At 42.1% G+C, this 12345-nt stretch carries 9 protein-coding genes and 2 pseudogenes; 4 read left to right on the top strand and 7 right to left on the bottom strand.

All coding sequences use genetic code 11. The annotated features are described in order from the left end of the window. Nucleotides 1-380: 380 nt before the first annotated feature. The 4 genes and pseudogenes from OCW38_RS06545 to OCW38_RS06530 all read right to left on the bottom strand — a co-directional run. Nucleotides 381-545, bottom strand: a pseudogene (locus OCW38_RS06545) (Bax inhibitor-1 family protein); the annotation flags it as partial. 2 nt (nucleotides 546-547) lie between these two features. Next, nucleotides 548-1678 carry an ISAs1 family transposase gene (locus OCW38_RS06540; RefSeq protein ID WP_261875708.1) on the bottom strand — a complete coding sequence of 377 codons (1131 nt, stop codon included), beginning with the start codon at nucleotides 1676-1678 and terminating at the stop codon, nucleotides 548-550. Between the two features lie 166 nt (nucleotides 1679-1844). Continuing rightward, nucleotides 1845-2357, bottom strand: a pseudogene (locus OCW38_RS06535) (Bax inhibitor-1 family protein); the annotation flags it as partial. A 128-nt stretch (nucleotides 2358-2485) separates the two neighbouring features. Further along, on the bottom strand, nucleotides 2486-3010 hold the full coding sequence (locus tag OCW38_RS06530; protein WP_010438433.1) for a DUF2059 domain-containing protein: 525 nt from the start codon (nucleotides 3008-3010) through the stop codon (nucleotides 2486-2488). A 695-nt stretch (nucleotides 3011-3705) separates the two neighbouring features. Here OCW38_RS06530 and OCW38_RS06525 point away from each other — a divergent pair. Both OCW38_RS06525 and OCW38_RS06520 read left to right on the top strand, forming a co-directional pair. Continuing rightward, nucleotides 3706-5529, top strand: coding sequence for a M4 family metallopeptidase (locus OCW38_RS06525; protein WP_010438431.1), 1824 nt, complete (start codon nucleotides 3706-3708; stop codon nucleotides 5527-5529). Between the two features lie 324 nt (nucleotides 5530-5853). Next, nucleotides 5854-7074, top strand: coding sequence for a DUF3103 domain-containing protein (locus OCW38_RS06520; RefSeq protein WP_016767094.1), 1221 nt, complete (start codon nucleotides 5854-5856; stop codon nucleotides 7072-7074). Nucleotides 7075-7243: 169 nt separating this feature from the next. Here OCW38_RS06520 and OCW38_RS06515 read toward each other — a convergent pair whose 3' ends face one another. Next, on the bottom strand, nucleotides 7244-7561 hold the full coding sequence (locus OCW38_RS06515; RefSeq protein WP_261895498.1) for a Dabb family protein: 318 nt from the start codon (nucleotides 7559-7561) through the stop codon (nucleotides 7244-7246). Between the two features lie 212 nt (nucleotides 7562-7773). After that, nucleotides 7774-8013 (bottom strand): hypothetical protein, encoded by a 240-nt coding sequence (locus tag OCW38_RS06510; RefSeq protein ID WP_261895496.1) that lies wholly within the window; start codon nucleotides 8011-8013, stop codon nucleotides 7774-7776. A gap of 252 nt (nucleotides 8014-8265) precedes the next feature. Here OCW38_RS06510 and OCW38_RS06505 point away from each other — a divergent pair, with 252 nt between their 5' ends. Beyond that, nucleotides 8266-9138, top strand: a complete 873-nt coding sequence (locus tag OCW38_RS06505) for a LysR family transcriptional regulator (RefSeq protein ID WP_261895494.1) — start codon at nucleotides 8266-8268, stop codon at nucleotides 9136-9138. A gap of 170 nt (nucleotides 9139-9308) precedes the next feature. Then, a complete protein-coding gene (locus OCW38_RS06500) occupies nucleotides 9309-10685 on the top strand; it encodes an IS4 family transposase (RefSeq protein WP_261894103.1) in 1377 nt (458 codons plus the stop codon). A gap of 64 nt (nucleotides 10686-10749) precedes the next feature. Here OCW38_RS06500 and tnaA read toward each other — a convergent pair whose 3' ends face one another. After that, nucleotides 10750-12219 (bottom strand): tryptophanase, encoded by a 1470-nt coding sequence (gene tnaA / locus OCW38_RS06495; protein ID WP_010438423.1) that lies wholly within the window; start codon nucleotides 12217-12219, stop codon nucleotides 10750-10752. Between the last annotated feature and the right edge of the window lie 126 nt (nucleotides 12220-12345).

The following is a 12345-nucleotide window of genomic DNA, read 5'->3' as shown; positions in this document are numbered from 1 at the left end:
CAACGAATTATCGACCTCTTATCACTATCTCACTATCGGCTAGATCAATGATTACGTAATCGCGATATCCCCTTTTTCGATTTTGTGCGCTACCTCTATGTTTGTATGTCATTTATTGTTGCAATTAAATTCAGGAAAGTGGTTTCTACGTTTCTAATCATAATCCGTTCAAGTTATTCTGGGAATTTTCAAAACAGATCTGTAACTTAAAGTCATGTCCGAAAAATCGGGGGCCACTTCTGATAAAAACGTTGAACAAGCTCACTGGGGAAATTATGAGGGGATCCGTCAGCGCCTTGTTAAGGGGGAAAACGTAATGCCGATACCTCGTTTGAATGTTACTTACAATAAACCACGCTGTATAACACATTACTTGGGAGCTATTTTCGCCCCATAATACGAACAATTCTTAAGAAGAGATTGATGATGTCCATATAGAGTGCTGCTGCACTATCAACCGCATTATCTAAGGTTTTTGGTATTCGATTTGCACGCCCCCAATCATAACCTATGTACCCGCAGAATATGATGACGACCCAGGGCAAGATTACGAAGCCCCTTGTACTGCAAGGACTTGCGAAAGGTAGCTATTGCTACGGTTTGCTTTTTTCTGCTTTCTTTTGATCCCTGCTTTGAAGCTGGTTTCTTCCGTCAGCAGATTTAAAGCTATATGTCTTATAACTGCTAAATTCTCACCAGCTTGCTCTCGACGAATCCGACATTCATCTTCTTTAAAACCTACGTCTAATCGCCAGTGCATCTGATTTTCAATGCTCCAATGTGCTCGCGTGCTCTCGAGTAAAGCTTTAGCTGTCAGTTTTGCTGAGCTTATGTAGTGCTTGATTTGCATTGTTTCTGCTGGCTTATCACCTTCTTGACGAATTGAAACGACCATACCAATGGTGGAGAGTCCCGCCCAATCAAGCGCTATATCGCCTAAGAAATCTGTATTGTGAACAACCATACTCAAACGCGTTTCTGTACGACCATGTCCTTTCTCTTGAGTGACGTATTTATCACCTTCAAAACTATTAAGCATACTAGAATTAAAGACTTGGCTAATCGCTTGCTCCAATCGTTTTTGATTACCTTTTACCGCTAAGAGGTAATCTGCATCTTGGCCGACTATCTTTTCAGCTATATCCTTCTGGCATCCCATAGCATCAATCGTCACTAAGCAACCTCGTAAGGAAAGCATTTCAAGCAGTTCGGGGATCGCTTTGATTTCATTGCTTTTGTCTGCTGTTTTAACCTGCCCTAACACAACTTGATTTGCAGCACTAAACGCACTAACCATATGGATTGCACCACAACGCTTGTCTTTGTTGTATGTGCCTCTGAGAGTTTTGCCGTCGATAGCAATCACTTCACCCTCAGTCACCTCATGACAGTCTTTCATCCACGCAGTAAAACATCGTTGCAGTTGCTTGGCGGAAATAAGATTGATAACTCGGGCAATGGTATCGTGTACTGGTATGCCTTGTTTGAAATCACCATACTGTCTAAGCCATTCCAAGTTATCTTCACCAAAATCTTCAATATCCTCCCAACCTTCAGCACCAGCAATCACTGCTGCAATTGTTAAGAAGATAATGTCGGTTAGCGTGTGCTCTATTTTCCAAGCTTGGCGAGGGTCTCGAATAACTGAAATATGGTCCAAAAGGCTTAATCCGTTCATTAGGCTAAATATCTGCTGTTAAAAAACAGTATATGATCACACCTAAATCTGATCATCAAATCGATCTTGGATGTATTGAGATTATTGTGACTTCAGTATCTAATTAGTGAAAATATGACTACTAGTCATCCCTTATTCCATAAGGGTTTTTCATGATCTTGCCCTGGATGACGACCGCCCAATCCAACCACTCTTGATGGATACCAAGCACAAATACCTGGAAGAGTTCAACGACAATAACTGCTATTAATGAAATCGCTAGCACTCCAGAAATTCTCTGGAAAAAAGCAGGGAATATTGTACCTAGCAACATCATGATGCCTGTCACTAAGCCTGTCACCTTAATAGCATCGAGAACCAGAGATGGAGAATAGTTAGATACGACCATATTTATAATAAGTCCAAAAGGGACAACTACGAAATTGTAACCAACAAAACTAACCAGTGGGTTTGATGACTTGCTAAACAGATAGATTCCGAAGAAGCAACTTGTGAAGTAACCTATAAAAAATATCCAAGGGTTAAACGCAGTGATAGATTCGACAGGTATACTCGATACCATTAGCCAATTTACCCAAAAACCCCAACAAAGAACGGCTCCGATGGTAAGGTTATATAACCTTGAGCTTATTTCTTTTTCACCGGTATTCTTTCGTTCAAAAACATTGGATTCCATCATCTCTAATTATCCTTTCTCAATTAACAGAACATCTTACCCAAATGGCGCAAACAATTAACGTTATCAAACACCCCATACTCTGTTCTAAAAATACCAAACAGCATGCATCAATTTAATTGACACCTTGATTACAGCAATAAAGTAAAACCTTCTTTTTCAAATTGCTTCTTCACTTCTTTGATTGCAATAGGCGCTACTCGCTTGCCCCAAGCTTGGCCTATGCTAAAGCTCTCTTGGACAATGTTAGGCATTATTTTTATGCTCTTTTTCCCCAGTGATGTCTCATAGAAAGCAATAAGCTCTTCGATTTCTTGATTGGTGTAATACTTGTGATAAATGGGAGTCATCATTTTGAAGAATCCATTTTTACCTCTTAGTTGCTCTTCAACCACAGAATTAACAGTTCTTTCAATTATTTCAAATTTCTCTTTGGGTATATCAGGGTTATTTTTTGATACGATTACAACCAACTGACTAGTCATCGTTTGAGACATCTGTAATCCAAGGTCAATTGAGCCGGTCATCTCGATGAGCTTAATAATATTATTGTACTTTTCTTCGGTAAGGGGCTGCTCACTAGCATAAATAATTGACGAGAAGAACAGTACACAGACGTAAATCACCTTTCTCATTGTAACCCTTTTAATTTTCATTAAACATAACTATATGAATGCCAAACTTTGCAAAATGATAATCAATCGTAAATTAAAAATTCAATACGGTAAGTGAATATTTTAGGTTGACAAATTTTCCCCTCAAGATAGTCACCAACCAGAAAATTTTCTTTTAGAATAAGAATTCATTCAGTTAATTATCATGTAAACCTTACACGACCCTCCTTATAAATAACAAGAGGTTATATAAATTTAATTATGATCAACCACTAAAATCCAACATTATCCTGCCCAATAATAGGTTATTTACAAAAAACTAAATAACATATCTAGCAATACGTATTAAAAACCTTCATATTGATAGAAAACATAACAAAAAAACCTAAAACAACCTTTGTTGTCAATTTTGTTATTTATTTAAATTTGGATAACTAGCTTGTTGCATAAGGATATTTGAGGCGTGAAATAGAAAATACTGAGTTCAAATAAGGCCACTAATCTCATATATTTACGATAAATAAAAAATTTATATTTTATAAAAAACAATTTGATCAATAAGAATTTTTGTAAACTTTGAATTACATACCATAAAATTCAATCTCCTCGATAAACTTGTCATAAATCCAAATGCTCTTCCAATCTTGATTCGCAATGCATGGCATTAGCGTGTTGCATATAGACTTCCTATAAAGCCGTTGGGAAGAAGGAGTTTATATTAAAATCAGGAACGAAAAATGAACCAACAACGTCAACTAAGCTGGAAAATAGCAGCTATTCTAGGTACATCTTTTGGCTTTACTGCACACGCTGCAGAAATGGTCAGAGTCGATAATGATGCATTACTACAACAAAGTCTCGCCGCTCAGTCGAAGAGTGTTGCCCCACTAGAATTAGGTTTTTCTGAAGTAAAACGGGTGGTATTGCCCAATGGGAAAACGAAAGTCCGCTATCAACAAACTCACCGAGGTTTACCCGTCTTTGATACCTCAGTTGTCGCCACCCTTTCCAAGAACCAACCCACTCAAGTGTTCGGTTCCATGGCACAAGGGATCAGTGGAGACCTATCCAGCATCGCACCAAAGCTGAATCAAGAGCAAGCGATAGAAGCCGCACTGTCCGCTCACCGCACGTTTACCGTCGGCAAAAAGTCGATTGAAAATAAAAACGCGAAACTGATGGTGAGACTGGATGAGAACCAAGTCGCTCAAGTGGTGTATCTGGTCGATTTCTTTATCGCGTCTTCTATGCCAGAGCGCCCTTTCTACTTTATTGATGCCACGACTGGCGATGTGCTCCAAAAATGGAATGGGCTAAACCACGCTAAAGCATTAGGTACTGGCCCAGGTGGCAACCTCAAAACCACTCGATATGAATATGGCAGTGACTTCCCTAGCTTTCCCATCGACAAAACAGGCACAACTTGTAAGTTAGAAAATGAATCAGTTAAGACAGTCGATTTGAGGAACGGAACGTCTGGCAGCGCAGCCTACAGCTACAACTGTGCCGACGGAACCAACTACACCGATCATAAATACATCAACGGGGCTTACTCGCCTCTTAACGATGCGCACTACTTTGGGAATGTCGTGTTTGATATGTACAAAGAGTGGATGAACACCTCGCCGTTAACTTTCCAGCTGACGATGCGTGTTCATTACGACACAGATTATGAAAATGCCTTTTGGAATGGCTCATCCATGACATTTGGGGATGGCAAAAACACCTTTTATCCACTGGTCGATATCAACGTAAGTGCTCACGAGGTTAGCCACGGCTTCACCGAGCAAAACTCCGGCTTGGTGTACCAAAACATGTCAGGTGGCATTAACGAAGCGTTCTCCGATATTGCGGGCGAAGCGGCTGAATACTATCTGCGTGGGAACGTGGATTGGGTGGTCGGTAGCGATATCTTCAAATCGGAAGGTGGCTTGCGTTACTTTGATCAACCTTCAAAAGATGGTCGATCGATTGATCATGCCTCTCAATACTACGATGGTTTGAACGTTCACTTATCTAGCGGTGTTTACAACCGTGCCTTTTACCTTTTAGCGAATAAGTCTGGCTGGGATGTGCGTAAGGGTTTCGAGATCTTCACAGTCGCAAACCAATTGTATTGGACGGCAAACAGTACCTTTGACGCTGGTGCTTGTGGTGTTGCGAAAGCCGCAGCAGACATGGGCTATGTGGTTGCCGATGTTGAAGATGCCTTTAACACGGTAGGCGTTAACGGGAGCTGTGGTTCAACGCCACCAACTGGCAATGTATTAACGAAAGGTACACCGATTGCGAACCTAAGCGGGAATCAATCTTCAGAGAGCTTCTACACGTTCACCGTTGATTCTGCATCAAGCGCAACGGTTTCAATGTCTGGTGGTTCAGGTGATGCCGACCTTTATGTGAAATCAGGCAGTAAGCCGACAACCTCAAGCTACGATTGTCGACCTTATCGTGCTGGAAACAACGAGCAGTGTAGTGTGAGCGCTCAGCCGGGTATCACCTACCATGTGTTACTGCGCGGATACTCGAACTATTCTGGCCTAACGTTACGTTTAGATTGAGTTAGAACGAGCCTCTAAACAGGTTATAAAACGAAGAACTAACGGTTAACCGCGAAATAAAAGCCTACTCACTTTGAGTAGGTTTTTTCGTGAAACACCGTAGTAGTTAATAATATTGTAAATTATTTACTGATACGTTTATTAATTTATAAATATCTAGGTTGCTTAGGTATTGTTTTATAAAAACAGTTTAAATTGAGATCCTGTGCTGCACAACGAAACAAAAATAACTGACTAACTTTTGAACACATTCACGTTACTGATAGGTTAATCCTTATAGGGTAAATGCTCTATTAATGATAAAAATTAAAATAAGGATTATTTATGAGACCATCGATTTCTATCAGTATGGTGCTTGCAACGACAGTGGTTGGCTTCCAGTCCTATGCAAACAATATCGACACAGTAAACTCACGCTCTCTTTCGGAGAACGCCTCAGCACAAAAGCAATCTTTGGCGTTACAAATCAGCGAGCGTTATTCCGATCTTGAGCTTTCCCTAAAGGCTCAAATTTCAGAAAAGAACTTGTCCACGCCTGTCGATAAATTGAGCTCTACTCAGCCCTACTCTGCATTTTCAAGCAGGGTGCAGAAAGCGGACCTTGGTTATCGCAAGATGAAAGGGATCAACAACTTCAGCGACTCTGTGTTAGAAATTCGCATGGCCGATGAAGCGATGATTGAAGCCTGGAAGAACGGCGAAAGCCCATTATTTGCGTTTGAACCATCAGGTGATGATTCGAATTGGCAATACATTGAAGCGTATGACGTGTACGGACAGGTTCATGAACTAGATGTGTACCAAATGCCAGACGTCCCAGTGTTTGTCGTTGATAGCAACGGTGCCGAAGAGCTCAAAGCAGGCTTAATGGCAATGCAGGCTGAAATGCAGAAGCTGGGTACAACAACACAAATTAATTCAGGCTCCAAAAACACAAGCAGCAACAGTGAAAGCCGTAGCACTAAGACACAAACATTTATTGGTAAGGCTACACGCTCCATGGCTATGTCAGAACCTGAGCCGTTGAATACCACTCAGTTAAAAAAGATTCGTTTGGCTGTAGACCAAGAACCATGGATCTCTGGCAAAGCTGAAATCTACGCCATTGTGACAGGGGTCGATTCAAGCCGCTTAGAGCCACAAATAGATCTAGTAGAAATGCCTTATCTGGACTACGACAAACAGACGTACTACCCAAATCAAACGGTCATTTTCTGGCCTCGCTACCGCTGGGGCGCTGCAGATATGATCTTAATGGAGCACGATGATGGAACAGACTATAAAGCGCTAGCAAAGCTCTTGGTTCAAGCCGCAGAAGAGATACTGAAGATGATTCCTGATCCAGAAGTTCAGGGTTATGCGATCATCCCTCAGATCACAGGCAAGATTATCGATGTGATTCCTGATGGTGTATTAGTGAATGATGATGACTTTGTGGACGTGTACTACACCTTAATGCAAAACACCTCTTATGTTGATCACCCTGGTGCCGGCGGAAATGCAGTAGCTTCGTTCGCCCCGCTGACTATCTCTCCTACAGAGTAGTTGGTACTTTCTTGATTAGGGCCTTCTCGTTTAGGGCTCGGCCACACAAGCCCTAACGCTTCGTTATTCGAGATGACTCAGCGTATATACCTTGTGTAAATAAACTTCAGGTATATACGCTTTTATCGCTTTAGGCTTTAGGCTTTAGAGAGCATACAGAGAGGACTAATTATAGGGAGTAATCAAACACGATGATGTCGTCTAACAACGGACGAAATACATTTTTCAGCGCATCATGTTCTGGGTGTGGAAGATAGTTCTGACGCCCCTTTTCATCCGTAAACGTCATTAAAACTGAATGGGTATAACCTTGGTTCTTATTCTCTGGGCTATCATTTAACCCCCACTCTACTGAAGTTACCCCGTCAACCTTGTTTGGCATCGCTTCAAACAGCATCTTTAGTTTTTGAACCTCTGAAGCCTCTGCGTTTTCTTTAAACTTAATCAGTAAAATATGACGAATCATTCCTGTTTCTTTTTGAGTCATTCCTAGTCCTTTTCGAATCGTTCGTTTGTAACGCTTAGCCTTAACTAGCACGAGTAACGGTGTGAAGTTAGAGAAAAACAAAATGCCACACGTGACACAACATGCCAAGGCTGACCACTAGAGTTTATAAAATACTCAAAATCCCGACACAAAAAAATGCTGCACTCAAGAGCACAGCATTTCTCATGAAAATAATAGGCACAGTTCTAACGTTAATCTCGACGACCTGTAAGCTGGATCGTTTGGTCTTGATCAACACTCTTGTGGAATTTTATTCCGCCATTATTGGCGTCATTTCTTCCTTCAAGTACTGGCTCAGATTCCACACGCTCAACCTTTACTTGATTACCTTCGATTCTCGTCACATCGAGAGTACTCGCATAAGTACCGTCAGCCGCAAAAGCCGTGTTCATTGATAAAGCCATCAATCCAAGTGTGATTAACTTGTTCATACATCACCTCGCTGTATTTTTAGTTCTTTGTTCGTTTGGTATCTGTTTTTTGTTGAAGTAACTTTAACAATCGAACATGAGCCATTCGAGGAAAAGCAAGATTTACCAAATGGAAAATCAAGGGATTAGCGAAGTTTTGACGCTGTGCTGTCTTATCAGTTTTTCACTACTACTATGATATTAGAGTCACATGATTTCTGTACGCCTAACGCACAGAGATTGCTGCTTATAAAGGAATCATTTGGAGAACCTGTGGACATCAATCTAGATATTCAAAATATCCTCGTCATCAAGCGTATGTATGAACTTCGCAATGTTGGACTGGTTGCGGATTCGCTAGGAAAAACCTCTGGGGCGATCAGCAAGAACCTCTCAAAGTTAAAGTTGCAGCTCGACGATCCACTGTTCATTCAAACCAAAAACGGGTTTGAACCCACGACTTTTATTGAAAATAACATCGAAAATTTTGAGCAAATACTAAGCAGTGTCGAAGCGATAAAACACCAAGCCTTCTGCCCTGAGTCTTATAGAGGTGATATCACCATCTACGCTAACACGCTCTTTTGGGAGCGCTACGGATCCAAACTTTACCTAACGCTTGCTAAAGAAGCACCCAATGCGCATTACTCATTCGTAAGGTGGGGAACCAATGTCAAAAACAGAATCATTGACGGTGAAAAAGCTATTGCTGTTCACTACTTTGATGACAGCCTCCCTCAGTCCATTTCACAAATGGAGATCGGAAAAGGACAAGTCGTATTCTTTGTGAGAGAAGACCATAAAGCACAAAGCTTTGAATCACTCGCCAACTATCCAATCATTCTATTTAAAACGCCGGGTTGGAATGACAATAAATACCCTATTCTCGATCGCCTTCGAAATATCGGATTTCATGTTATTCCAAAAGTGGAAGCTGATCACCCAGCAATGATCCACGATATTGTATTGAAGTCCGACTATTTTGGTATGACTCTAAACGGCACCGTACCCGAAGGCTGTAGAAGTATTGATTTACCGGAAAAGCACATTATCGACGTCAGCTATGTCATGAGTTGTCGTCGTTCACAAAAAGACGCGCCATTGAACAAGTGGCTTTTTGATACGCTTAACTCAGTATTAAAGTAACCATAAACTTAGCGATTTAGGTTGATTTGTTAAGAGTAACTCAACAACAAGAAAAGGCTCCCACGGGCTGTCTCTTATACACAAATCCCTAAGCTATGCTTAGGGATTTTTTTTGAACTATTTTGAGGTTCTATGATCTGATCATCTAAGCAATGACAAGGATGATTATCATGACCTATATAGAGCCAACCCTTTGGGCACAAAAACAGTTCGGTCAAGCCCACCTTAATGACCCAAGACGTACTCAAAGACTCGTTGCTCTCGCAGCTTCACTGGCCGAGCAACCTGGCGTACCTGTCTCGAAACTCATTATCTCACCGGCTGAAATGGAAGGGGCTTATCGCTTCATCCGTAATGAGAAAATCAAAGCAGAAGATATCGCAGAGGCAGGGTTTTATGTCACTGCGCAAGAAGCGTTAAAGCAACAAACACTTCTTGCCTTAGAAGACACGACTTCTCTGAGTTACGCCCATCGCAGTATTCGAGATGAACTCGGACACTCCAATCAAGGCAATCGACATCGAGCGATGTTCGTACACTCTACCTTACTTTTTGCGCCCGACACTCAATCTGTGATTGGTTTAATTGAACAACAGCGCTGGACTCGTGATATAGAAAAGCGAGGTCAAAGACACCAGCATGCGACTCGACCATACAAAGAGAAAGAAAGTTATAAGTGGGAACAAGCCTCTCGCTATGTCGCTGAGCGACTTGGCGATAAAATGTCGGATGTCATTTCGGTGTGCGATAGAGAAGCCGACCTCTTTGAATACCTCACTTACAAGCGAGAGCAACAACAAAGATTCCTCGTTCGTTCCATGCAAAGCCGCTGTATTGAAGAGCATGATAATCGTCTTTATAGCTATGCATCTACTCTGTCATCAGCCGGGGAGAAAGTGCTCGAAATACCGCAAAAAGGCGGTCGCAAAGCTCGCAAGGCTCATTTAGATATTAAATATGCCCCCGTGACACTCAAGTCTCCTGCAAACAAGAAAGAGTTCGATAACATTCCGCTTTACTACGTGGGATGTATAGAACAAGGAGAGAATAACGATAAGCTAGCCTGGCACTTACTGACTTCGGAGCCGATAACGAGCAAAGAAGAGGCCCTCAAAATGGTCAGTTATTATGAGCGGCGCTGGCTAATAGAAGATTTTCATAAAGTCTGGAAAAGTGAAGGGACTGAAGTTGAGCAACTGAGAATGCAGAGTAAAGATAACTTAGAAAGGCTCAGCGTCATTTTAGCTTTTATCGCGACTCGCTTACTCCAGTTGAGGTTCATGAATGAGTCCGATGAGTTATCTAAGACCAGTTGTGAGCAGGTATTAAAAGGCAAAGCATGGAAGTTAATGTGGCTAAAGTTGGAGAAAAAGCAGCTGCCGAAGGAAGCGCCCAATATATCATGGGCTTACAATGGTATTGCTCGGTTAGGTGGCTGGAAGAATACCAAGCGAACGGGTCGCGCTTCCATAAAGACGTTATGGCAAGGATGGTTCAGGTTACAAACCATCCTTGAAGGGTATGAACTCGCTAAGTCTCTTGATTAACCAGACTTGTGATCAAGAGACAGCCCACGGGAGCCTTTGTATTGGTGACTATTCGCTCGTTTTTCTAAGCTTCTTCGAGCTCTAGCTTACTATTTTTTATAGATTGTTTAGTATTTGTTTCAACCTCTTTTAGGCGGGCAGTAAAGTGCCTTAACACTGGTGGCTCATAAGTAAAATCAAGCCCCTTAACTTGCCCTGCATTCTCTTTCACTTTTTCAAACGCTTCGATGATGAAGTCCATATGAGTTTGCGTGTAGGTCGCTCTAGGAATTGTCAGACGCAATAACTCAGCAGGACACGGATGTTGTTCTCCCGTAGTCGGATCACGGCCTTGCAATAGAGAACCAATCTCAACAGCTCTAATGCCTGCTACTTTGTACAGTTCACACGCCAAAGCATGTGCGGGGAACTGACCAGCCGGGATGTGTGGAAGCAATTTACCTGCGTCGACAAATGCAGCATGACCACCCGCTTGTTGGCAGACTATGCCTATAGCTTCTAAGCCATCGACCAAGTATTGAACCTGACCGATGCGATACTCCAACCAATCTTGACGCATGCCGTCATAAAGGCCGACCGCAAGGCGCTCCATCGCACCACCCTCTAAGCCACCATAAGTTGGGAAGCCCTCTTGCACGACACACAAGGTTCGACACTCTGTGTACACATCCATGAAAGAGTCGTCTTTAAAGCACAACAACCCACCCATCTGTACCATCGCGTCTTTCTTAGCTGACATGGCTAAGCCATCCGCGTATTTGTATGACTCACGAGTGATTTGTTCGATAGTCCAATCTTGATAACCGACTTCACGTTGCTGAATGAAATAAGCATTTTCAGCGTAACGTGCAGAATCCATAATCACAGGAATGCCGTACTTCTGAGCTATTTCATACACAGCTTTCAGGTTGGCAATAGATACTGGTTGTCCACCAGCCGAATTGCATGTAATCGTGCTCACGATATAAGGAACATTGGCAGCGCCCGCCTCTAAGATCGCCTCTTCCAATTTAACAACATCGAAGTTGCCTTTGAAATCCGCGTTCACTGAAGTATCAAATGCTTCTTTGGTATAAACGTTCCTCGCGACACAACAATTCACTTGAGTATGACCTTGCGTGGTATCGAAAAAGTAGTTAGACAAGGCGACCATTTTGCTACGGTCGAGGCCTTTTTCCATTTCACGCTTCTTAATAAGAACAGGAATATAGATCTGCTCTGCACCGCGTCCTTGGTGTGTAGGAATAGTCAGCTCATAGCCGAAGATATCCTTTACTGCATTCGCCAACGCATAGTAACTGCGGCTGCCACTGTAGGCTTCATCGCCCATTAACATCGCCGCTTGCATACGTTGTGTTATAGAACCGGTGCCACTGTCGGTCAGCAAATCGATAAATACATCGTCACTGTCAAGTAGAAATGGGTTCATGCCCGCTTCGACAATGGCTTGTTCACGATAGGCGCGAGTTGTTCTTTTTACTGGCTCTACAACGCGAATACGAAACGGTTCTGGTAGATGTTTGAAGTTTTCCATAATAGTCCCATTCAACAAATTCAACTTATAAGAAGAAAGCCAAATTCATTATTTTTAGATGTCACGAGTCATCACTATTAATTTAATTTCACGCACAACCATTCTCGTGATAATTACAATAATAAT

It is taken from the genome of Vibrio cyclitrophicus (assembly GCF_024347435.1).
Lineage (GTDB): Bacteria > Pseudomonadota > Gammaproteobacteria > Enterobacterales > Vibrionaceae > Vibrio > Vibrio cyclitrophicus.
The sequence above is the reverse complement of the archived record's forward strand: the minus strand, read 5'-3'. Positions and strand labels throughout refer to the sequence as shown.